The sequence below is a fragment of the Chryseobacterium camelliae genome (genome assembly GCF_002770595.1).
In the GTDB taxonomy this organism is placed as follows: Bacteria; Bacteroidota; Bacteroidia; order Flavobacteriales; family Weeksellaceae; genus Chryseobacterium; species Chryseobacterium camelliae.
In genome coordinates, this window is sequence record NZ_CP022986.1 from 2259761 (window position 1) to 2282724 (window position 22964).

A 22964-nucleotide genomic window follows, 5' to 3' on the forward strand; every position below is an offset into this window, starting at 1 on the left:
ATGAAACAGTTTTTATCATTTGTAAGAAAAGAATTTTATCACGTATTCCGTGATAGCAAAACGCTGTTAATGCTATTCGGCTTGCCTATAGTGCAGATTGTGCTGTTTGGTTTTGCACTCACAAACGAAATCAAAAATTCCAAAATAGTTATTTGCGATTATGCAAAAGATGAAGCCACACAACAAATCATCAACAAGATAGAAGCAAGCAGGAATTTTGAAATTCAGAAAGCATTAATGAGCCACAAACAGATTGAAGAAGCCTTTAAGGAAGGAAACACAAAATTGGCAATTATTTTTCCTACCAATTTCAATAAAGACTTATTGCACTTAAATCAGGCACAAGTTCAGATTATTGCCGATGCTTCCGACCCCAACACTGCCAACACATTAACTAATTACGCAACCAATATCATTATGGATTATCAGCAGGAGTTGATGAAAAACAATGCAATGCCATTCCGTATAGTTCCCGAACTGCGGATGTTGTACAATCCCGAATTGAAAGGAGCAACCAACTTTGTGCCAGGCGTAATGGCATTGGTGCTAATGCTGATTTGTGTGATGATGACTTCCGTTTCCATAGTTCGGGAAAAAGAAACAGGCACAATGGAAGTGCTGTTAGTTTCACCTTTCAATCCCTTTTTGGTTATCATTTCAAAAGCCATTCCGTATTTGTTTTTGTCGTTAATCAATCTTACGATAATTCTTGTATTAAGCATTACGCTTTTGGATATGCCTATAAATGGCAGCGTTTTACTACTATTCGCAACAAGCACCTTGTTGATTATTTGTGCTTTGTCTTTGGGCTTATTGATTTCAAACGTAACACAGTCGCAGCAAGCAGCAATGCTTATTTCAATGATGGGTATGTTAGTACCTACAATGTTATTTACAGGCTTTATGTTCCCTATCGAAAATATGCCTGTTCCGTTGCAGGTCATTTGTAACCTCATTCCTTCAAAATGGTATTACACCATTGTAAAATCAATAATGATAAAAGGGCTTGGATTTAGTGCTATATGGAAAGAAATATTGGTGCTTTTCGGAATGACTTGTTTTTTATTGGTAGTGAGCTTCAAAAAATTTAAAACCCGATTGGTATGAGAACGCTAAAATTTTTATTGCAAAAAGAGTTCAAACAAATCTTTCGTAATAAAGCGTTGTTACCGTTGATTTTTGTTGTGCCGATAGTTCAGTTGCTCATACTTCCGTTGGCAGCCGATTACGAAGTAAAGAACATCAACATTTCAATCGTTGACCACGACCATTCTACTTATTCGCAACAACTGATTTCAAAAATTACCGCTTCGGGATATTTCCAATTGGCAGATTACGGAAACTCATTTCAAAGTGCATTTAATCAGATTGAAAAAGATAAATCCGATTTGATTTTGGAAATACCGCAGGGATTTGAAAAGAACTTAGTTCGTGAAAATGAGCAAAAATTATTTATTGCTGTTAATGCAATCAATGGTGTAAAAGCAGGTTTGGGCGGTGCTTATCTCGCACAGATTATTTCGGCATACAATAATGATATTCGCTTGCAATGGGTACAACCCGATAAGTATAATACTGCACCTGTTATTACCGTTGCTTCATCAAATTGGTTCAATCCATTTATGAACTATCGTTTTTTTATGGTTCCGGGCATTTTGGTTGTGTTGGTAACAATGGTAGGGGCTTATATGTGTGCATTGAACATTGTAAAAGAAAAAGAAGTCGGCACTATTGAACAAATCAACGTTACACCGATTAAGAAATATCAGTTTGTATTAGGCAAGCTCATTCCGTTTTGGGCAATCGGAATGTTAATTTTTAGTATCGGCTTGTTCATTGTAGCACGTTTTGTTTACGGCATTGTTCCTGTCGGAAGTTTGCTTTTGTTGTATGGTTATTTGTCAATTTATCTGATTGCTTTATTGGGTTTGGGATTACTCATTTCCACATTTGCCGAAACACAACAGCAGGCAATGTCGGTAGCCTTTTTCTTCATTATGATTTTTATGCTGATGAGTGGCTTGTTCACTCCGCTTGACGGAATGCCTCAATGGGCTTACATCATAGCAAAGAGTATTCCTGTAACTTATTTTATTGAGGTAGTACGAATGATAATTTTGAAAGGAAGCGGTTTTTCCGACATCAAATATCATTTTATTATTATGATTGGATTTGCTGTTTTATTGAACGGCTTGGCGATTTGGAATTATAAAAAGACGAGTTAGATGTAATGCTGATTTTCCTATTCAACAAATAGGAAAATGCCTAAATATTATGATTTAGGCATTTTTTTAATAACCGGAACATCATCCAATGTAAATTAAATGGACAAATTCTATAATGAAATATTACATAAATTAGAAACTGCAATTCAGGAACTGGAGATTGAAACCGACTGCCCGATAAAAAGAATAGAAGCGGTTATAGAGCTTATCATTCAAAGCCTTGCCGATTTAAAGGAATTTGTATTGAAGCACGACTTTAAAAATATGGAAGAGGAAATCCATTTTTTCAAGTATCAGAAACCTGTTATTGTTTCAAAGCTCATTTACTACAATTCCATCTATAAAATAGAAACGAGAAGACCGTATGGAAACAAGCGCACCAAGAAATATTTTACCAAAGAACTAAAAAAGCTAAAAAGGTTCTTTGAGAATAACCTTGATTTTTACAAGTATTACCGCAGTAACAATTCTTTCGTTGACGAGAAGTTTTTTGTACGTGGGAAGCACGATATAAGGTTATGGTTGGACACTTTTTATTTCGAGGCAGACCACCGCTTTTCTACTTCGCACGATTATAAGGTTGCCAAGATAATTGCCAATGACCTGATACAAGTTTATTTGGAAGACAGGCTGAATAACATCAATGTGAAAAAGGGTTCGGACAATTCATTGAAATGGACAGCAAGCAAAACAGCACTTACAGAATTGATTTATGCACTGTACTCCCACGGTGTATTTAACAATGGGAATGCAGACATAAAATTGATAGCTAAAACTTTTGAAGATGCCTTCAATATTGAATTAGGCGATTTTTACCACACATTTATGGAACTGAAAGCCCGTAAGATAAACCGGACGAAATTCCTTGACAGCCTGTGTGAAGCACTGATAAAGAAAATGGACGAACAGGACGAAAAGTAAACGACCATTACAATACGCCACGCGACAGATGAACACCTTTCGTCCGTATAATACTTTCCTGAACCTTTGGAGCTTCTTTCTGCTTTTCTACCTGCTCCGGGACTGCTTCCCCTTGCTTAACAGGTTCTATTGAAAGCTGTATCTTCCTTTCTACGGCTGCCAGTTCCGTTTTAAGTTCACTCAATCGACTTTCTTTAGACCACGTACCGTTAACCACTTCCTGAAGTATAGGTAGGTCTTTCTGTATTTCAGCGATTTTTTCCTGTTCCTGTTTTACAAAGCCCGGCAGCTTTTCCAAAGCCCTTAAAAAATTCATTGTGGCAGTTTCAGGGTCCTTTGCCATCAGACCGTTATTGTAGGTGTATTTGATATTTCCCTCGCCCTGTACCAAAAAGCGGTTTACCCGAATATCCGAACCCTCTTTTTCCGACATTTCTGTTTTGACCAACAGCGTAAAACCATACAAGCTGCCTATCTCTTCATACTGACCTGCGGTGCGGGCTTTGTCCGCAATCTCGTTCAGCTTCGCACCGATTTGTTTCGGATTTGCATTGGGCGGCAAACCATCCAACAGCACAGGGTTTTCGATTGTACCGTCCGAACGCTTTTGGAGGCGTTGCTGTAAGTTTTCCCAGTCTGTACTCATCCGGTTCAAACGGGATTGAGTGCTTTGCAGCATTTCCGTATAATCCTGCACCTTAAACTTAGCACTGGATTTTGAACGGTTGAAAGCCTGCTTTTCGCTTTCCAGTCCGGCAATTTGTTTTTCCAGTTTGGCTTTATCCAACAGGTCTGTATTTCCTGACAGGATTGCCACGTATTCTGAAAAGTTCATTCCCGATTTTTCGTCCATACTTCCCTCGTCAATCGTTCTTTTGGTCAGATTGTTGGTCTTTAACTGGTCGATGAAAAGCTGCTTGTTGTACAGCAGGTTGAACTTGTAACTATCCAACGATTTTTCAACGGCATAGATAATCACATCCACTTTATTATCGGCGAAGAATTTGGCAATCTCGTTGCCTTTCCGAATTGCCCGCCCGTCCCTTTGGGCAAGGTCAGACGGTCGCCACGGCGTATCTAAATGATGAACGGCAACGGCTCTTTTCTGTGCGTTAACGCCAGTTCCGAGCATACTCGTAGAACCGAACAGCACACGGATTTTGCCCTCGTTCATCCCGTTGATAAGTTCCCTACGTTGCTTATCATTTTTTGCTTCCTGAATAAACCTTACTTCGTGCGCAGGTATGCCGTGGTCTTCCACGAGCTTGCGTTTGATTTCGGAGTACACATTCCATTCGCCCGGCTTATAAGTTCCCAAATCAGAGAAAACGAACTGCGTTCCTTTCTGTGCGTTGAACTGGTTGTAATACTTGGCGATATTTGCCGCACAATGCGAAGCCTTGTTGTCGGGGTGGTCGTCGTAAATACCGCTTACCATACGCATATCGAGCGACATTTTACGGGCATAGTCCGTAGCAATGAGCATCTTTGCTTTTTCTTCGCTTTGCGATAGTGGTAATCTTCCGAGCAATGTTGCATCGCCTGTTTTGGCAAATTGCATCAGGCTTTGAATAAAGGCTTCTTGGTCGGGCGTTGGCGGTATGTTATAAAGGATTTCGTTTTTGTTCGGTCGGTCAATACCAATATCCTTTGCCGTTCTGTAATCCGTGATTTCAGAATAGAACTGCGCCAGTTCCGGCACTTTGATAAAGTAGCGGAAACGCTCTTTTGCGACAATATTGTTAGCTACCGAAAATTCATAATCGGTCGTTTTCCTTGCATAGATAGCTGCCCACGCATCAAAAGAATGAATGCCCTGTTTTTCCAATGCACGGGGACGCAGATATTTGAACAGTAGGTACAGCTCCGTTAATGAATTGCTGATGGTCGTACCCGAAAGAAAGGTTGCGCCCATATCCGCATTGGTACGCTCCTGAATGGTGCGGATTGCAAAAAGCAGGTTCAGTGCCTTTTGGCTGCCGTCCACGTTACCCAATCCGGCAACCCGTGTATGACGGGTGTTGAACATCAGGTTTTTGAATTGGTGGCTTTCGTCCACAAACAAATGGTCTATGCCCATCATCTTAAAGTCCACAATATCATCTTTGCGGTTTTCAATATCGTGTTGCAGCGTTTTCAGCTTTACTTCAAGATTTTCTTTTCGTTTGATTACCCCGGCGAGCATTCCCCTTGTCACTTCCTTGCCTTGCGATTTCAGGGCATCGAGGTTGCGCTCTACGCTGTCTAATTCTATTTCGAGGATTTCCTTTTGTATTTCGGGCGATTGAGGTATCATTCCGAACTGGTCGTGCGTGAGTATCACACAATCCCAATCGTTGTTTTTAATATCCCCGAAAATGCGCAGGCGTTTTTTAGGCGTAAAATCATCAATACCTGGATAAAGGATTTTTGCGTGTGGATAGGCTTTTCGGTAGTCTTCAGCAATAGCAGGTATATTGGCTTTCAGTCCGATTATCATCGGTTTATGGGCTAATCCCAAACGCTTCATTTCCTGCGCTGCGGTACACATTATCAGCGTTTTTCCTGCGCCTACTTCGTGGTCGCAGATAGCACCGTTGTTCAGTTTTATCATCCAAACCGTGTCCTTTTGGCTTGAATACAGGTCTTCAATGCCTGCACCCTTGCGGTCTAATCCCGGAAATTCCTGATGGCTTCCGTCATAGTTCGGGCGAACGAAACAGTTAAAGGTGTCGTTGTACTGGTCGGTCAGCCTGTTTTTAAACTCATCGTTCTGTGCGTGTAGCCAGTCGGTAAAAGCGGTACGGATTTCATCAATCTTGGTGTTCGCCATTTGTATGGCTTCCATATCCCGTACTTTGACCTCTTGGTCGCCAACCATCACTTTTTTGGTTATATCAGGCGTAGTATTGACAAGGGCGTGTTTGAGCAGGGCAATACCGTCAAATGTTCGGCTTTCCGCTTTGACAGCATATTTTTCCCAAATGTGCATATTGCCCCGATGACATTTCACAGAAAAGTCGTCGGAGCTTTCGGAATAATGAACCAATACATCCGCATCGAACAGGTGCGAAGCGAAACGGGCATAAATTCCGGTAGGTATCCACCGTTCGCCGAGATTAAAATCCAACTCCTCAAATTCAATCCGTTTTGGTCGGGCTTCCTCTAAAGCGGTAAGGCTTTCTTTGGCTTCGGTATCATCAGGATTGTTTTCAAGATAGGCTCTTACTTCATCGGCTTTCTCAACTACGTTGCCTGCAATCCACCGTTCGGCTATTTCGTATTCCTGTTGTAGCGGATTGTAGAACAACCGCCCGTGTAAGGCTTCTTTCAGGGTATCGGCAGGCAGGCTGCTGATTTCGGACATAAAGTCCAAATCCACGTTGCCGTATTTATTCAGCGAGGCGGCTAATGCCTCTTCGGGATTATCGGTTGCTAACGTGGTCGTAGAGAAACTAACAGGACGGCTGAATATATCCGCTTTATGGATTATGCCGCCAATGATACGCTCCAGATAAGGAATTTCTTTACCTGCGCTGTCTGTCTTTATCAGCTTGGCATTGTCGGCAGCATTGAGATTACCGTATTTTTTGACAAAGCCATCGTACAGGAGGTTCAGGGTTTCCCGTTCTGCCTTGTGTTCGGTCTGCTTTTCAGCTTCTTTTTGGTACAGGTTGATATAACTGTCCCTTACAGCTATGTAGGCTTCGGCTCTTGCTTTCTGTGCCGATGGTAATTGCAATGGATGAAAGATTGCTTTTGCATCTTCCTTTTCTACTTCTTGCAGATAACCTACCCAACCGTTATCCACCACAAGACAATCGTTACGATGGAATGATTGCAGTTCGCCACTATACGGGGCAGGTTCAGGAATAGCATTAATATTGATAGCGGTAATGGCTGTCTTATCAGACTGGCCATTTCCGTTTATTTGTGAAAACAGGTCGCTGATAGCTTCCTGTTTTTTGCCGTTAACCTGGTCGGTTCCGTTAATATCACCATTGGATTTTAGCGGTGTATAGGGCTGCTGCCTTGCACTGCTGAACAGGTCGGGCTGACGACCTATTGTACCTCTTCTTTTTTTAGTGCTTTGCCTTTTGGCTTGGGTAGTTCTTTTAGGTGGAGCAAGAACCATTACAGGTTCTCCCGCACTTTCAAACAAGTCAAAAATGCTTAGTTGCTTTAATTCCTGCGGGCTTTCCTGACGGACTACCGGAGTAGGTACAGGTTGCGGCTTTTGCTGAATGATTACAGGGTCTATGACCGGAGGTGTAACTTTTGGTTCAATAGGAATTTGTATAACAGGCTCGTCGTTCTGTTCGCCTTTGTATAAACTCAAATTCAGATGCTTTCCAAAATCTTCGGAAAGCATTTGCTTCAAATCTTTGGCAATGCCCTCAACACCGTCTTTATGCGTATAGATTAAGGCAGGTTGCCCGTATGGGTCGGTATCTAATTTTTGGTCGGTATGGATAATTCTTGTACTGTCCTGAAAGAGCGCATTGCCAGGCGTATTGTATTCAGATGGCTTGCTTTGGCAAAACAGATCTTCCCTGTCGGTCAGATTTTCTTTTGCCGTATTTTTTTGCAGGATAATCAGGTCGCTGCCGACTTCCGTACCTGCATATTCGGTAAACAGGTTGTTAGGCAATCTTACAACCGAAACCAAATTATTATCCTGCATCAACGCCCTGCGTATGGGTTCGTTCTTAGGGCTGTTCAGAATGCCCTGTGAAGTGATGTAAGCCAACAAACCGCCCTCACGGAGCATATCAGCACCTTTCAGAAAAAAGTAATTGTGTATGCTTCGGGCAGCTTGTTCCTTTGCGCTGTTTCTACTGCGTGAATAAGAAAGGTCAAATACGGAAGTATCGCCAAAAGGGATATTACTGGCGATTACATCATAGGTGTTTTGTTCCCTTTCGGGGATTTCCTCAAAGCCGTTTATACGGATATTGATTTCGGGGTAAAGCTGCTTTAAAATCTTGCCTGTAAGCAAGTCCTTTTCATAAGCGGTAACACTGGCTTTCTGATTTTCCGAAAAGGATTGGATGAATGAACCGATACCTGCGGAGGGTTCGAGGAATTTATCAATGTGCAGACCATTATCCCGCAAGGCAGATGAAATGGCATCTATAACTTTTGGTGGGGTATAAAAAGCCGTCAGTACGGAACTTTTCATACTATCCACATACTTGCGGTATTGCTTATCGTCTTCGGAATTTTCTTTGAGTAGTTGGTGGAGTTCCTGCGTGAGTGGAAAAAGGTCGTGTTCTGTTTTTCTCCAATGATTGATGTCTATTTCGTTTTCTACGGGGTTCAGAACGAATTTAAGACCGCCAAATCCGCTGTATCGCATCATTAGCAGTCTTTCGCCTACGGTGGCTTGCCGTTTCTCCTTTTCCAGTTTAAAAACAATTCGCAGGGCATCAATATTCTGTTGGAGATGGAACCGCTTACTGAAGCCCATTTTCCTCAATCCATATTGAGATGGTTCCGGTCAGTTCGGTATAGAGTACATCAAACTCATTTCCGTTGGCGAAATCATCGGTTAATTCATATCCTGCGAAAACAGGCTCACAAACGGGGAACATTTTAAGGGCGAACGGTCGCAGCTCCTCGTCTGCCATTATGGCATCAAACTCATTGCATACCACTTTGAAAACCGTGTTGAACTTGGAGAAGTGCAAGCCCTCAAAAAGTATGTAGTTGGCTATTTCGTCGCATTGCTCAATGGCGTTTCCCGAACGGAAAGCACCCTCATAAGCATTGGCAGCCCACGAAGACCGTTGGTCAATAAATTTTTGGTCGTGCGCCTTTTCAGGAAAGCTGCTGTTTAATAATTCTTGCAGTCGTAATCTGAAATACGACAGGTCTTTTTGCTGTACATCCATACTTATTTTGTTTAGAATTTTACTTAAATCCTAAAATTATAGCAGTACATAAGCCCCTTTGCAGAAGTGGCAGGGTTTGGCTTTGAAAGGCGGGATTTGGCGTAGAATGGTATGATGCCAAAGATTAATTTGTACCTTTGTTAAGGTCGTAAAAAGGTATATATGAGTACACTCTTTATTAAAAATATGGTTTGCAACCGCTGTATTATGGTGGTGCAAAATGAATTGGATAAGTTAGGTCTGAACGTAAAAAAAATCAAACTTGGAGAGGTAGTATTGGATAAAGAGATTACATCCGAAGAAAAAAATAATGTAGATAAGGTTTTAATTCCATTAGGCTTTGAACTTATTGACGATAAAAAAAGCCGCATAATTGAAAAGATAAAAAATATAATTATTGACCTTGTGCATCATCAGGACAACCACGCCAAAACCAATCTTTCGGATGTGCTAAGTAGTCAACTGCACCACGATTATAATTATTTATCTAATCTCTTTTCGGAGGTAGAGGGTACTACCATTGAAAAATACTTTATTGCCCAAAAAGTAGAAAAGGTAAAAGAGCTATTGGTATATGATGAGCTTTCTTTGAGTGAAATTGCCTTTCGTTTAAACTATTCGAGTGTGTCCTACCTAAGCAACCAGTTCAAAAAAGTTACAGGGCTGACACCGAGCTATTTCAAACAGATAAAAGAAGATAAAAGGAAGCCATTGGATAGTTTGTAAATCTTACACATAAATTCCAAAATTTCACAATAGCACCCACCCATATAATAGCCAATTTTGTACTGTTAATTAAATCAGGCAAATATGGCAACGAATAATAAAGAAACTATTTATCTTCCCTTAGAAGATGTAGAAAGCGAACATTGTGCGTTAATCGTTGAAAAAGGATTGGCACAGGTCAAAGGCATCGAAACCCACAAAGTAGAGCTAAACAACCGCAGGGCAGCTATCACGGTAGATAACAGCGCAGCGATAGGCGCAGCGGTAAAAGCAATCAAAGATTTAGGTTACGGCGTTTCTACTGTAAAACATACATTCCCTGTATTGGGAATGACCTGCGCATCCTGTGCAGGCAGTGTAGAAAGTATTGTAAAGCATCAGGAGGGCGTTATAGAAGCATCCGTAAACTTTGCTACGGGAAATCTTACCGTGGAATACCTACTCAATATGACCGATGCCACCAAACTGCAAAAGGCGATACAGTCCATAGGTTACGATTTACTGGTAGAAGAAGAAAATAAGCAGCAGGAAACATTAGAAGCTATCCACGCTGAAAAGTTCCAAAAGCTAAAGACTAAAACCGTATGGGCTATTGCGCTGTCATTGCCTGTTGTATTGATAGCAATGTTCTTTATGGATATGCCCTATGCAACCCCTATAATGTGGCTGTTCTCTACTCCTGTTGTATTGTGGTTAGGCAGGGATTTTTTCATCAATGCCTGGAAGCAGACAAAACATCGTTCAGCCAATATGGATACACTGGTAGCATTGAGTACAGGTATCGCTTATCTGTTCAGCGTATTCAATATGTTGTTTGCAGATTTTTGGCATCAGAGAGGACTACACGCCCACGTATATTTTGAAGCAGCAGCCGTAATTGTCGCATTTATCCTGTTAGGGAAACTATTGGAAGAAAAAGCCAAAGGCAATACCTCTTCAGCCATTAAAAAACTGATGGGCTTACAACCCAAGACCGTTATTGTTATACAAGCGAATGGAACCGAAAAACAAACCGCTATTGAAGAGGTAAACGCAGGCGATGTTATTCTTGTAAAGCCGGGCGAAAAGATTGCGGTGGACGGTATGGTTACTTCGGGCAGTTCCTACGTTGATGAAAGTATGTTGAGTGGCGAGCCTGTACCTGTACAGAAAAAAGAAAACGAAAAAGTATTTGCGGGAACGATTAACCAAAAAGGAAGTTTCCAATTCAAAGCGGTTAAAGTCGGAAGGGAAACAATGCTTGCCCATATCATCAAAATGGTTCAGGATGCGCAAGGCAGTAAAGCACCAGTACAAAAGTTGGTAGATAAGATTGCAGGAATTTTTGTTCCCGTTGTGATAGGGATTGCTATTCTCACATTTATCCTATGGTTTATTTTAGGCGGCAACAATGGCATAGTTCAGGGATTGTTAGCGGCTGTTACGGTATTGGTTATTGCCTGCCCTTGTGCTTTGGGATTGGCTACGCCTACCGCTATAATGGTTGGCGTTGGCAAAGGTGCTGAAAACGGTATTCTGATAAAGGATGCCGAAAGTTTGGAATTAGCCAAAAAAGTTGATGCCATTATTTTAGATAAAACAGGAACGATAACAGAGGGTAGACCAGAGGTAACAGGTATCGAATGGCTAAACAATGATGATGCAACGAAAGATATTTTATTAAGCATCGAAAAGCAATCCGAACACCCATTGGCAGAAGCGGTAGTGAAACATTTAGACGGTGTACAAACCACTACTTTATCACTGTTCGATAGTATTACAGGAAAAGGTGCAAAAGCCAATCACAACAACGAAACCTATTTTGTAGGCAATAAAAAGCTATTGGCAGAAAACAACATTACCATTGCGGAGCAACTGCAAAAGCAAGCGGATGAATGGGGAAAACAATCCAAAACAGTTATTTGGTTTGCCGACAGCAAACAGGCACTTTCCGTTATCGCCATTTCCGATAAAATCAAAGAAACATCCGTAGAAGCCATCCGGCAAATGCAGGATATGGGTATAGAATTGTATATGCTCACCGGCGATAATGAAGCCACTGCAAAAGCCATTGCACAGCAAACCGGAATTGGGCATTACAAGGCAGAAGTATTGCCACAGCACAAGGCCGATTTTGTAAAAGAGTTGCAAAGCAAAGGCAAAGTTGTAGCAATGGTTGGGGACGGCATCAATGACAGTACGGCTTTGGCAACAGCCGACGTGAGCATTGCAATGGGCAAAGGTTCGGACATTGCAATGGACGTTGCCAAAATGACCATCATTTCATCGGACCTTACCAAAATACCACAGGCAATAAAACTTTCAAAACAAACCGTAGACACCATCAAGCAAAACTTGTTCTGGGCGTTTATCTATAATCTAATCGGTATTCCCATTGCCGCAGGTATTTTATATCCGATAAACGGTTTCCTGCTAAACCCGATGATTGCAGGTGCGGCAATGGCATTGAGCAGCGTGAGCGTGGTAACTAACAGCCTGCGGTTGAAGTGGAAAAAGTAAAACATTAAATATCACAAATCAAATAAGAAATTCCACAATAATACAGAACGGTATAGTGCTGAAATTTGTGGTATCAAACAACAATCAAAATTTTAAGACGATGGAAAATAAAGAATATCAATTTAAGACGAACATTAATTGCGGGGGATGTGTGGCAAAAGTAACCCCGTTCCTGAATGAAGCCGAAGGCGTTTGCCATTGGGAGGTGGACACTACGAACAATGACAAAGTGCTGACCGTAAAATCCAAAGGAATTACCGAAGAACAGGTAATTGAAACAGTGCAAAAGGCAGGATTTAAAATAGAACCTTTGAACGTTTAAAGCAATGAATTTAAATGCCCTTTTCAAACCTGGTCTTTCATCTGATGAGGTTTTTGAAAAGGGCATTCTACCTCTATAAAATAGCAAAAAGAATACAGTTTTGACAGGTATTCTTAGTAAAATATCAAAAAATCGGAGAAATCCATCAAAAAAAAATAATCTTATTTGTAACTTTGCTGTGTTGAAAAATTTGAGAATACATATTGGCATTATAACATTAATCTGTTTGGGGTTCTTTTTAATCCCCACTCAGAGCTATGCTTGTTCAAAAAAATCAACAAGGACAGAGCAGGCTTCCTGCGAAAAAGAGCATTCCAAAAAATCAGAGCATAAAAGCAGTTGCAAGGATAAGTCCTGCAAAAAATGCAAGGATGGTCACGACTGCGGGGGCAATTGTAAGCACAGCTCTTGCAGATGCGGTGCTTCAACCACTTCTCTAAATTTACCAATCGTAATCGAATTAAAAGCAAAAAATCTATTTGCAGCAGCCAAAAAGCAAAAATTCGGTTTCAAACAAGCCTATTATTCTTCGGGCTTTTTCTCCATTTGGCTACCGCCTAAAATAAGCTAAAGCTATTGCTTGACAGCCACAGGTATGTCTTGTCGAAAACTAAATGCAGTTTTCGCAACCCCTCGTATATCTAATTAAATTAAAAATTTTCAAAATGAAATCATTATCAAAAATAATGATGGTAATCGCCGTATTACTATCATCAATAAACAGTTTCGCACAAATCAAGAATGCGAAAACAGAAACCGTAAAAATTTACGGCAATTGCGGTATGTGCGAAGCTACCATCGAAAAAGCGGGCAACGTGAATAAGGTAGCCAATGTGGAATGGAATAAAGACACTAAAATGGCTACGCTCACTTATGACAGCAGTAAGACCAATCAGGATGAAATACTGAAACGTATCGCTTTGGCAGGTTACGACAGCGAAAAATTCTTAGCACCGGACGACGTATATGCAAAGCTGCCCGGATGTTGCCAGTACAGTAGGGAATTAAAGCCAGTCGCAAAACCTAATGATGCGGGTATGGATATGAAAAACGGACACGCCAACCATAACCATAACGAAATGGCTGCAACGAATACTGCCGATGCACAAAATGCACCACAACTGAAAGCCGTTTTCGATACTTATTTTTCAGTGAAAGATGCTTTGGTAAAAACCGATGCAGGTACGTCATCCGCAAAAGCTACTGAATTGGTAAAAGCCATCAAAGCGGTAGAAATGACAAAACTTTCTACTGACGAACATACAGTTTGGATGAAGGTAATGAAAGACCTGACAGCAAATGCCGAAAAGATTGCCGCCTCCAAAGATGTTGCAAAACAAAGGGAAACATTCGCTTTGCTTTCTAAGAATATGTATGAATTAGCTAAGGTATCGAAACAGGAAACACCTGTTTACTATCAACACTGCCCAATGTACAATAATGGCAAAGGTGCAAATTGGTTAAGCAAGGAAGAAGCGGTCAAAAATCCATATTACGGTTCTCAAATGCTTACCTGCGGTAGTGTACAGCAAACCATTAATAATAAATAAATCAGGTTATGGAAAATATAGAGAACAAACACGATATGCAGCACCATACGGCAAATGAAGCGCATAATGCCAAACATTCTTTGGCAATGTACAAACGGTTTGCCATAATGGCTGTTGCGATGTTCGCAGCAATGTATTTCCTGATGTATGCTATGATTGACAGATTGGATAATCTTATCCCGAACATCAATAATTTGTATATGACCCTGCTGATGGTTTCGGCAATGTTGGTCATTGAATTATGGATAATGAAAGGAATGTACCAAAACAAAAAAATAAACTGGTCAATCATTGCATTTTCCCTTGCAATTGGCATCTTCTCCTGGTTTGGCATCAGGGAGCAGATAAATGTGGGCGACAAAGAATTTGTAAAAGGAATGATACCGCACCACGCAGCAGCAGTACTGATGTCTGAAAAAGCAACGCTAACCGACCCCGAACTGATAGCATTGCAAAAGAACATACTTGAAACACAGGCAAAGGAAATCGAATTTATGAAGCGAAAGCTGAAAGAATTTGAAAACAAGTAAACCACAAAAATTTCTTTAATAACATTAAATAGAATTAAAATGAAAAATATATTTTTCTTCATCATCGCACTGGCAACGGTTGCAACAATAACAGTTTCCTGCAATCAGTCTTCCAGTAAAAACAGCGACAAAACAGCCAATGATAGTACAGTGGTGTCTGACGCTCAAAATGTGCCATCATCAACACAAAATGATACGGCAACTTCTACTGCTCCAGTTGATACATTAGCTAAAGCTGCAGAAAAATCAGATGTAAAAAAGCAGGCGCAAAACTTCTCTATTGCACCCATAATTACCGATTATCTGTCATTAAAAAACGCCCTTGCTTCAGACAATGACAAAGCTGCTGCCAATGCAGGCAAACAGTTGTTCATTACCTTGAAAAATGTAGATATGAAAACCATACCTGCAAACAAACATAAGGAGTATATGGATATTGCAGAAAATGCAAAAGAAAACGCAGAGCATATTGGCGACAATGCCGGAAAGATAGACCACCAAAGAGAGCATTTAGCATCATTAAGCAAAGATGTTTCCGACCTTATAGCATTGTTCGGAACTACCCAAAAATTGTATCAAGATTATTGCCCGATGTACAATGATGGCAAAGGTGCTATTTGGATTAGTGAAGCAAAGACAATCAAAAATCCTTACTATGGTAGTAAGATGCTTACCTGCGGTTCTGTAAAAAAAGAATTTTAGAATGAAGAAAGTATTAAAGATAATTTTAGCAACAGTGCTGTTTATTTTTATTGCAATCCAATTTTATCAGCCTGCCCTTAATGTAGATAAAGGGCAGGTTTACACAACCGATTTTACACAAGTCTATAAAATGCCTATTGAAATAAAAGCGATGTTTCAAACGTCTTGCTACGATTGTCATAGCAACAATACCAATTATGTTTGGTACGACTATGTACAGCCTGCAAGAACATTGGTAGGAACCCATATCAAAAATGCAAAAGAAGATTTGAATTTCAATGAATGGGGTACATACTCAAATAGAAAGCAGGAAAGATTACTAAACTCAATTAAAGAACAAATAGAAACGAAGCAAATGCCTCTGTCCTCATATACACTGATGCACAAAAATGCAAAATTGAATAATGAGCAAATCAAAACATTAATCAATTGGCTAAAAGAACAGGAATGAGTTTCAAAAAAAAATATCAAAATGAATATACCCATAAATAGTAAAATAAGGTTGCTGCAAGCAGTATTTATACTGTTATGTTCGCAATCCCTATTTGCACAGAAAGTAGTGCATTACGACTTGTATGTAAAAGATACGCTTGTCAACTATGCAGGAAAAACAAAAAGAGCCATTGCCGTAAATGGGCAAATACCTATGCCCACGCTCACATTTACAGAGGGCGACACTGCCGAGATTGTAGTGCATAACCAGTTAAAAGAAAGTACATCACTGCATTGGCACGGCGTATTTTTGCCCAACAAAGAGGACGGTGTGCCCTGGCTTACACAAAAGCCTATTGAAGCCGGAGCAACATACACCTATCGTTTTCCAATTATCCAACACGGAACGCACTGGTATCATTCCCATTCAGGTTTGCAGGAACAGATTGGAATGTATGGCAGTTTTGTAATGAAAAAGCGGGATGACGACAAAACCTTTAGAAAGGGCATTGATGATTTGCCTACCGTACCCATTATTTTAAGCGAATGGACAAATTATAACCCCAACAACATTAACCGAATGTTGCACAACGCCAATGATTGGGCAGCTATCAAAAAAGGTGCAACACAATCTTATGCAGAAGCTATTAGAGAAGGGCATTTCAAAACCAAATTAACCAACGAATGGAAACGTATGTTGGCAATGGACGTAAGCGATGTGTATTATGACAAAATATTAATTAACGGAAATCATACTACCGATTTAAAAACCGTTGACGGCAAAATACTAAAAGCAGGTGATAAAGTAAGGTTAAGAGTTTCAAATGGTGGCGCATCCTCTTACTTTTGGTTACGGTATGCCGGAGGTAAAATTACCGTAGTAGCCAATGATGGTAACGATGTAGAACCTGTTGAAGTAGATAGGTTAATTATAGGAGTTTCTGAAACATACGATGTCGTTGTAACAATCCCCGAAGAAGGTGTTTCTTATGAATTTTTAGCCACTACTGAAGACCGAACACAATCAGCCAGTTATTTTTTAGGTAATGGTATCAAACAATTAATTTCCCCACTGCCCAAATTAAAATATTTTGAAGGGATGAAGATGATGAACGATATGATGAAGATGAATGGTGATTTGGACGATATGGGAATGAAAATGAGCCTGAACCAAATGGATATGAACGTGGTAATGTATCCCGAAATTACAGGAGAAGCCAATCAAAAGCAAGACCATAGCCAACACAATATGAATATGGATAACGACCCCAATCGTTACAATGCAAATGCTTTAGGAGAAATTAAAACCCTAAACTATGCAATGTTGCAATCGCCCTACAATACTTCACTTCCCAAAGATGCACCCGTAAAAGAACTAAAATTTACACTTACCGGAAATATGAACCGCTATGTGTGGAGTATGGATAACAAAATTCTTTCAGAAGTTGATAAAATTCCTGTAAAGAAAGGAGAAATTTTACGCATCACCATTTACAATAACTCAATGATGCGACACCCAATGCACCTGCACGGTTTCGACTTTAGAGTAATTAATAGAAAAGGCGAAAAATCACCACTGAAAAATGTGTTAGATATAATGCCAATGGAAACAGATACCATTGAATTTTTGGCAAACGAAGAAGGAGATTGGTTTTTCCATTGCCATATCCTATATCATATGATGTCGGGGATGAACAGGGTTTTTGCTGTGGATGACTATAAAAATCCAAACTTACCCAACAAGAAACAAGCATACAATAAATTACAGAGAGAGAGCAATATGCCACATTTTATGGCACAGAACGATTTTGCAACCAATGGTAATGATGGCGAGGCAATGTTTCAAAATGCAAGATGGAGTTTAGGCACAGAATGGCGTTTAGGTTACAATGATATGCACGGTTACGAAGTAGAAACACATTTAGGAAGATACATCGGAAAAATGCAGTGGTTTATGCCATTTATAGGCTTTGACTGGCGTTACCGTAAAATGGGAATAGATGAACACGAAACCAATTTATTCGGGCAGAAAAACGAAAAAGATACACGTAGAGCCTTTAGTTTAGGTTTTATGTACACCTTGCCAATGTTAGTCAATTTTCAGGCAGAAGTATATCACGATGGTATCGTTCGCCTGTCTTTAATGCGAGAAGATATACCAATTTCAAAAAGATTAAGAGCTGGTTTTATGGTCAATACCGATATGGAATATATGGCAGACTTGAAGTATATCATCAATAAGAATATAGGTATTCGTACACACTATGATAGTGATATGGGCTTGGGTATAGGGCTGTCACTAAATTATTAAGGATTATGCACCATTCCCCTCCGAAATATCGGAGGGGATTTTTTTACTTGTTTAAAATCTGCAAAACTCTACCAAGTTCAATATCCATTCTTGAAAAGGCAAACCAATTTTTGCCCAGGTCTTTGAGCGATGCCCCGATATGGTAGAGTTCTGAATGGTCAATAATCAAAAAACGGTCGTGGGCATCAGAAAACACTTCAATTTCTATCGGAGGATATTGGCTATTGTAGCGTTGTAAGTCTAACCGTAACTGATTGCTGATACTTTTGGTAAGGATTGTAGCGGTTACATTAGTCTTACGCTTACCCAACAAGGTAAGCACCGTATCATCCACATAATTATCAAGCAGGATAACAGAGCTTTTGGCACTACGGATAATATCGGAAACAAAGGCGTAGGCATCAAAAATCTGCCCGTTGTAGAAAATGCCTTTTTCGCTGTGCAGCTTGTCGCTTTCCAAAGCCTTAAAAATCTCTTCAAATTTTTGGTCGGCTTCCAGTTGCTTTAACTCGATATTGTCCAAACGATGAAACAAAGAAGCGTTGCTGATGAGCATACGCCGCATTTCTACAAAGGCTTCCATTATTTCCACACTCATTTTAACGGCTATATCAGAACGAAGTATGGCAGATGCCATTGCAACGCCTTGTTCCGTAAAAGCATAGGGCAAATAACGTCTGCCGCCGTAATTTAAACTTGAGGTTCCAATTTGGAACCTCAAGTTTTCAACTTCCTCTTCGGTCAGTTGAAAGCAGAATGATACAGGAAAACGCTTAATATTTCTTTTAACAGCTTTGTTCAGGTTCTTTGTTTCTACCTGATATAAGGCAGCGAGGTCGCTATCCAACATTACCTGTTTGCCCCGGATAGTATAAATCAGGTTCCTGATTTCTTTGGGTACGATTGACGGTTTATTTTCCATTGCGTTTACTGCTTTTGTTTTTTTCAAACTCAAAGGAACTTTCAGCGTTTTCTTTCAGAATGATGTAAGCATCGAATTTCTTTCCGGCTTTGCTTGTCATTCCTTTGATAAGAGAGGTTTTGCCTTTATTGACAAGGTTTGTTACATTTTCGATACTGATTTGTACACCGCAGACGGTGCGGAACTGTACCCAGTTACAAGCCTCATCAGGGCATTTCACAATCTTGTCACGGATAATAAGCTGCTGACTTTTGCATTTCGGGCAGGTTAGTTTGGGTTGGTTGGTGCTTGCAATAGAGGTTTGTAGCAATTCATCGGTAATAGATTTGGCATAGGTTTCCATTTCCTTTTGGAATGTTCCGGCATCCGCTTCGTTATTTTCTATTTTCTGTAACGCCAATTCCCATTCGGCAGTCATTGCCACGTCTGCAATTTTCCGGTCTTTTACAAGCCCGTACACCTGCAATCCTTTTTCCGTAGGGATTAAAGAACGTTTATCCCGTTGGATATAATTACGGGTAAACAGGGTTTCGATAATGGCGGCTCTTGTTGCAGGAGTACCGATGCCGATATTTTTGAGGGCTTTGCGTTCTTCTTCGTTCTCAATTTCTTTCCCTGCGGTTTCCATAGCCGACAAAAGCCCGGCTTCGGTGTAAAGCACTGGTGGTTTGGTCTGCTTTTCCAAAACTGCGGCTTCCTTTATGGCAAGTTCGTCGCCTTTATGCAGTTCAGGTAATTCCTGCACTGGCTCTTCGCCGTCATCGGTAAAACTTCCTTTTATGGAACGCCAACCCGCTTCCTGAATTTTACAGCCTTTTGCCGTAAAGTCGTAATGCAATACCTGTAATGATACATCGGTTATTTCTTTGACACAGGCTTGCGATATGGCTTCAAGCAAGCGAAGCGCAATCATATTGTAAATCTTGTTTTCGTCTGCATTAAGTACGGACGGCACTTTGTCCGTAATCAACAAACCGTGATGGTCCGTTACACGGAGGTCATTCACGATACGTTTGTTGAACCGTCCCCATTTGATTTTGGTAAGGGCTTGCTTGCAATCCTCACGATTTTGCAATGCCCGCACGAGGTTTGGAATTTCTGCCCACATATCTTCAGGGATGTATTTGCTCCCGGTACGTGGGTACGTGATAAACTTCTTTTCGTACAGGCTTTGCGCAATATTGAGCGTTGCTTCAGCAGATAATTTCAGCCTTTTGTTGGCTTCCTTTTGTAAGCCTGTCAGGTCGAAAAGCAAGGGCGGTTGTTCTGTAACGCTTTTGGTTTCTACTGATGTAAAGGTTGCCGTTGCGCCACGCTGAATAGCTTTAAGGGTATCATCAGCAAGTTGCTTTTCGTCCCATTTGGTTGCGGAAATACTTTTGAAATCAACCTGGGCTTTGTTGTGCGTTAATTGTATCTGCCAGTATTTCTTTACCGTGAAATTCTTATTGTCGAGGTAACGTTTGCATATCAAAGCCAGTGTGGGCGTTTGCACTCTTCCAAGCGAATAGATACCATTGCCTGCGGCAATGCTCAATGCCTGTGTAGCATTGATGCCTACAAGCCAGTCGGCACGGCTTCTGCCTTGCGCTGCCTGATACAGTCCGTCAAATGCTGCCCCGTCTTTTAGGTTGTTGAAGCCTTGCTTTATTGCCTTTTCGGTAAGCGAACTTATCCAAAGGCGTTCAAAAGGTTTGTTGCATTTCAGGTATTCATAAATGTACCTGAAAATGAGTTCGCCCTCACGACCTGCATCGGTAGCAACGATGATGCTGTTGCTTTGCTTAAAAAGCTGCTCAATGACTTTCAGTTGCTTTAATGCGCCAGTATCGGCGGTGTACCCTTTGTCTTTTTTGACCTTGCGGACGGTCAATAAAAACGGGTTGGGCAATATCGGCAGGGATGCTTTATCAAATCCCGAAATGCCGTAATCTTCGGGCATTCCCAGTCCTATTAAATGACCGAATGCCCACGTAACAAAATAGCCGTTACCTGTCAGGTAGCCATCCTTTTTATCGGATGCTCCCACAAGTCCGGCTATTTCCCTTGCTACGCTTGGTTTTTCTGCAATGATTGTTTTCATACTGTATTACATTTTTCTGCCTTTGGATTTTTCAGGCTTGTTATCCTGTTGCTCCTGCTGCTTCTCGTTTTTCGGTCTTTGCTGCCCGGACTTCAAAGGCTCTTGGACGTTCTTGGTCGCTTCGTTGGTTTTACCCTCCGAATTGACGGCAGTTTGTGTTTTATGAGTTTCGGCAGGTTCTACCCGTGCTTTGTACTGACCGGGAAACTCAAAATTGGTCTTTCCGGTATCTTTGTCGAACGTGATATAACCCTTATACGGTTGGTCTTTTTTGTCTTTCAGTTCAACGTATATGGTTTGTCCGGCTTTGAACTTGTTGTACTGCTCATCATCCAGTTCTTTGCCCCTGAAAGTTCTTGGAGCTTCTTGCGGTTGGCTTTGCTGATTGCTTTGTTGGGTATTCTGTTGGTTCGTTTGCGCCTGCTGATTGTTGTTGCTTCTGTCAAACAGGAACTCAACATACCGTTTGTCCGCATTGAATTGTACAGTTGCCGAAAACTCCGTTCCTTTCGAGGAAATCATACCCTCTAAATAGAGCGGTTTGCCCTCCATCAGCGTTTGTTTTTGTTCGTCATTCAGCTTTACGCCCTTAATTTCATCGGGAATTTTTATAAACTCCGTGCGCAGTGCAACCACGTCATTGGTCAGCCTGTCAATACTTATAATGGACGGCATCAGGTCGCCTGTTTTGGAGTTTACCAAATTGACGACACGCCCCATATTACCCGTTTCGAGCAGGTTTTTCTTGTCTTCGTCCGTAAACTTGTGACCGAAAAATTCAAAGTGGAGGTTAGGTTCTCTTTTGATACCGTGTATTGCCACGATAACATTGCCGTCTTCCGCTTGCTGTAAAGACAGGCGGGCATCCGTGCGGAGGATAGAGCCCCCGAGGTTGATACCTATCGGTAAAAGCTCATTGGTTTTATAACCTCGTAACAAAGGGTCGAGCAGGTTCCTTTTTTCAAGATACTCTTTGCTCAATCCGAGGTTTTTCATTGTGTCCCAATCAATCTGCTCCGGCTTGTAGCGATATTCGCTTGTTTCCGTTGTTGTTTGTGCTGTTGCCATATTATTTTGATTTTCTTGTTTTTTATCGGGTTGGGGTTCTGCTTTCACTTCGTGTTCTTTCAGCACTTTTTCGCCCTGTGGAGTGGGCTTATCTACGTGCTTTTGTAATTCCTCTGCTTTTTCAGCAGCAACCGAGGCAGGCACTTTGAAGAAAGTAAAGTTTGTAGGGTTCTTTAACTGGCTGAAAAAATTGGAAAAGAAGTTGGAAAAGAAATCACCGCTTTTATCCACACGCATAAACTGGTTTTGATTTTTCTTCGTGGGGTCAACGGTTTCCATTTTCCCGTTTTCGTCTATACTCTTTACTGCCTGGATTTTCATTTTCTCTTTATCCAGTACGAGTAAGATGTCCGAAAGCTGTTCGGGCATTTCCTGTTTATTAGTTGTTTCTTCGCTCATAATCTGAAAATTTCAAAATTTCACGATCGAATGTAAAGGAAGCCTTCACTGATTTGCTTTATGTGGCACTCAAAGGCAGCGTTTGTCACTTATTGGCATCCAGTTTAGGTAACGGAGGGTTAAAACTTTCCCTGATGAACTGATGCACATCGGATAGCTTGTAATACAGTTTTCCGCTAATGGTATAATAAGGGAGCTTACCTATGGAGCGATACCGTTGCAGGGAACGGTTACTGATTTTCAGCATTTGCAATAAATCCTGATTATCCAGTAACTCTTCGCCGTCTATGCTGTTGCGCTTCTTTTGTAAATCGTCTATGTGGTTGCCAAGAATGTCCAGCCTGTCCATTATGCGTTCCATCCACGCCACAAATTCCATTTTGTCGATATTCATACGGGTA

At 40.9% G+C, this 22964-nt stretch carries 18 protein-coding genes; 12 read left to right on the forward strand and 6 right to left on the reverse strand.

The window, feature by feature from the left end:
• The 3 genes from CGB83_RS10395 (at position 1) to CGB83_RS10405 (ending at position 3146) form a co-directional block, all read left to right on the forward strand.
• Entirely contained in the window at positions 1 to 1107 is a 1107-nt protein-coding gene (locus CGB83_RS10395; protein ID WP_002978445.1) for an ABC transporter permease, read from the forward strand.
• Positions 1104 to 2225: an ABC transporter permease gene (locus CGB83_RS10400; RefSeq protein ID WP_002978443.1), complete on the forward strand. Its 1122-nt coding sequence runs from the start codon at positions 1104 to 1106 to the stop codon at positions 2223 to 2225. Before CGB83_RS10395 ends, CGB83_RS10400 begins: the two co-directional genes overlap by 4 nt.
• Positions 2226 to 2324: 99 nt before the next feature.
• On the forward strand, positions 2325 to 3146 hold the full coding sequence (locus CGB83_RS10405; protein WP_002978441.1) for an RteC domain-containing protein: 822 nt from the start codon (positions 2325 to 2327) through the stop codon (positions 3144 to 3146).
• Positions 3147 to 3153: 7 nt separating this feature from the next.
• Here the strand turns inward: CGB83_RS10405 and CGB83_RS10410 are convergent, their stop codons facing one another.
• Entirely contained in the window at positions 3154 to 8595 is a 5442-nt protein-coding gene (locus tag CGB83_RS10410; protein ID WP_100075709.1) for an N-6 DNA methylase, read from the reverse strand.
• Complete coding sequence (locus CGB83_RS10415) at positions 8582 to 9019, reverse strand: DUF1896 domain-containing protein (protein WP_002978435.1); 438 nt, start codon at positions 9017 to 9019, stop codon at positions 8582 to 8584. The genes CGB83_RS10410 and CGB83_RS10415 overlap by 14 nt, the downstream gene beginning before the upstream one ends.
• Positions 9020 to 9181: 162 nt before the next feature.
• On the opposite strand from CGB83_RS10415, the gene CGB83_RS10420 reads away from it, so the two are divergent.
• The 9 genes from CGB83_RS10420 to CGB83_RS10460 all read left to right on the forward strand — a co-directional run bounded on the left by CGB83_RS10420 (position 9182) and on the right by CGB83_RS10460 (position 18091).
• Complete coding sequence (locus CGB83_RS10420) at positions 9182 to 9745, forward strand: helix-turn-helix domain-containing protein (RefSeq protein WP_002978432.1); 564 nt, start codon at positions 9182 to 9184, stop codon at positions 9743 to 9745.
• 84 nt (positions 9746 to 9829) lie between these two features.
• On the forward strand, positions 9830 to 12244 hold the full coding sequence (locus CGB83_RS10425; protein WP_100075710.1) for a heavy metal translocating P-type ATPase: 2415 nt from the start codon (positions 9830 to 9832) through the stop codon (positions 12242 to 12244).
• Positions 12245 to 12344: 100 nt separating this feature from the next.
• Positions 12345 to 12566: a heavy-metal-associated domain-containing protein gene (locus CGB83_RS10430; protein ID WP_100075711.1), complete on the forward strand. Its 222-nt coding sequence runs from the start codon at positions 12345 to 12347 to the stop codon at positions 12564 to 12566.
• 257 nt (positions 12567 to 12823) lie between these two features.
• Positions 12824 to 13006, forward strand: a complete 183-nt coding sequence (locus CGB83_RS10435; RefSeq protein WP_100075712.1) for a hypothetical protein — start codon at positions 12824 to 12826, stop codon at positions 13004 to 13006.
• A gap of 225 nt (positions 13007 to 13231) precedes the next feature.
• Complete coding sequence (locus CGB83_RS10440; RefSeq protein WP_100077568.1) at positions 13232 to 14116, forward strand: DUF3347 domain-containing protein; 885 nt, start codon at positions 13232 to 13234, stop codon at positions 14114 to 14116.
• Positions 14117 to 14124: 8 nt separating this feature from the next.
• Positions 14125 to 14646, forward strand: coding sequence for a DUF305 domain-containing protein (locus tag CGB83_RS10445; RefSeq protein ID WP_100075713.1), 522 nt, complete (start codon positions 14125 to 14127; stop codon positions 14644 to 14646).
• A gap of 39 nt (positions 14647 to 14685) precedes the next feature.
• Positions 14686 to 15348: a DUF3347 domain-containing protein gene (locus tag CGB83_RS10450; RefSeq protein WP_100075714.1), complete on the forward strand. Its 663-nt coding sequence runs from the start codon at positions 14686 to 14688 to the stop codon at positions 15346 to 15348.
• A gap of 1 nt (position 15349) precedes the next feature.
• Positions 15350 to 15799, forward strand: a complete 450-nt coding sequence (locus tag CGB83_RS10455) for a heme-binding domain-containing protein (protein WP_013632651.1) — start codon at positions 15350 to 15352, stop codon at positions 15797 to 15799.
• Between the two features lie 21 nt (positions 15800 to 15820).
• On the forward strand, positions 15821 to 18091 hold the full coding sequence (locus CGB83_RS10460; RefSeq protein ID WP_013632652.1) for a multicopper oxidase family protein: 2271 nt from the start codon (positions 15821 to 15823) through the stop codon (positions 18089 to 18091).
• A 43-nt stretch (positions 18092 to 18134) separates the two neighbouring features.
• On the opposite strand, the gene CGB83_RS10465 is transcribed toward CGB83_RS10460, so the two are convergent.
• The 4 genes from CGB83_RS10465 to CGB83_RS10480 form a co-directional block, all read right to left on the reverse strand.
• A complete protein-coding gene (locus tag CGB83_RS10465; RefSeq protein ID WP_100075715.1) occupies positions 18135 to 19013 on the reverse strand; it encodes an ORF6N domain-containing protein in 879 nt (292 codons plus the stop codon).
• Positions 19003 to 21096, reverse strand: a complete 2094-nt coding sequence (locus tag CGB83_RS10470; protein ID WP_013632654.1) for a type IA DNA topoisomerase — start codon at positions 21094 to 21096, stop codon at positions 19003 to 19005. Before CGB83_RS10470 ends, CGB83_RS10465 begins: the two co-directional genes overlap by 11 nt.
• A gap of 6 nt (positions 21097 to 21102) precedes the next feature.
• The gene (locus CGB83_RS10475) at positions 21103 to 22563 is read right to left on the reverse strand and encodes a DUF3945 domain-containing protein (RefSeq protein WP_013632655.1); all 1461 of its coding nucleotides are present in this window, start codon (positions 22561 to 22563) and stop codon (positions 21103 to 21105) included.
• 85 nt (positions 22564 to 22648) lie between these two features.
• On the reverse strand, positions 22649 to 22957 hold the full coding sequence (locus CGB83_RS10480) for a helix-turn-helix domain-containing protein (RefSeq protein ID WP_002978404.1): 309 nt from the start codon (positions 22955 to 22957) through the stop codon (positions 22649 to 22651).
• Positions 22958 to 22964 lie beyond the last annotated feature (7 nt).

What these genes read in the sequence shown, in the direction of transcription:
- CGB83_RS10395 (WP_002978445.1), top strand. Translation starts at nt 1, where the DNA reads ATGAAACAGTTTTTATCATTTGTAAGAAAAGAATTTTATCACGTATTC.
- CGB83_RS10400 (WP_002978443.1), top strand. Translation starts at nt 1,104, where the DNA reads ATGAGAACGCTAAAATTTTTATTGCAAAAAGAGTTCAAACAAATCTTT.
- CGB83_RS10405 (WP_002978441.1), top strand. Translation starts at nt 2,325, where the DNA reads ATGGACAAATTCTATAATGAAATATTACATAAATTAGAAACTGCAATT.
- CGB83_RS10410 (WP_100075709.1), bottom strand. Translation starts at nt 8,595, where the DNA reads ATGGGCTTCAGTAAGCGGTTCCATCTCCAACAGAATATTGATGCCCTG.
- CGB83_RS10415 (WP_002978435.1), bottom strand. Translation starts at nt 9,019, where the DNA reads ATGGATGTACAGCAAAAAGACCTGTCGTATTTCAGATTACGACTGCAA.
- CGB83_RS10420 (WP_002978432.1), top strand. Translation starts at nt 9,182, where the DNA reads ATGAGTACACTCTTTATTAAAAATATGGTTTGCAACCGCTGTATTATG.
- CGB83_RS10425 (WP_100075710.1), top strand. Translation starts at nt 9,830, where the DNA reads ATGGCAACGAATAATAAAGAAACTATTTATCTTCCCTTAGAAGATGTA.
- CGB83_RS10430 (WP_100075711.1), top strand. Translation starts at nt 12,345, where the DNA reads ATGGAAAATAAAGAATATCAATTTAAGACGAACATTAATTGCGGGGGA.
- CGB83_RS10435 (WP_100075712.1), top strand. Translation starts at nt 12,824, where the DNA reads ATGCTTGTTCAAAAAAATCAACAAGGACAGAGCAGGCTTCCTGCGAAA.
- CGB83_RS10440 (WP_100077568.1), top strand. Translation starts at nt 13,232, where the DNA reads ATGAAATCATTATCAAAAATAATGATGGTAATCGCCGTATTACTATCA.
- CGB83_RS10445 (WP_100075713.1), top strand. Translation starts at nt 14,125, where the DNA reads ATGGAAAATATAGAGAACAAACACGATATGCAGCACCATACGGCAAAT.
- CGB83_RS10450 (WP_100075714.1), top strand. Translation starts at nt 14,686, where the DNA reads ATGAAAAATATATTTTTCTTCATCATCGCACTGGCAACGGTTGCAACA.
- CGB83_RS10455 (WP_013632651.1), top strand. Translation starts at nt 15,350, where the DNA reads ATGAAGAAAGTATTAAAGATAATTTTAGCAACAGTGCTGTTTATTTTT.
- CGB83_RS10460 (WP_013632652.1), top strand. Translation starts at nt 15,821, where the DNA reads ATGAATATACCCATAAATAGTAAAATAAGGTTGCTGCAAGCAGTATTT.
- CGB83_RS10465 (WP_100075715.1), bottom strand. Translation starts at nt 19,013, where the DNA reads ATGGAAAATAAACCGTCAATCGTACCCAAAGAAATCAGGAACCTGATT.
- CGB83_RS10470 (WP_013632654.1), bottom strand. Translation starts at nt 21,096, where the DNA reads ATGAAAACAATCATTGCAGAAAAACCAAGCGTAGCAAGGGAAATAGCC.
- CGB83_RS10475 (WP_013632655.1), bottom strand. Translation starts at nt 22,563, where the DNA reads ATGAGCGAAGAAACAACTAATAAACAGGAAATGCCCGAACAGCTTTCG.
- CGB83_RS10480 (WP_002978404.1), bottom strand. Translation starts at nt 22,957, where the DNA reads ATGAATATCGACAAAATGGAATTTGTGGCGTGGATGGAACGCATAATG.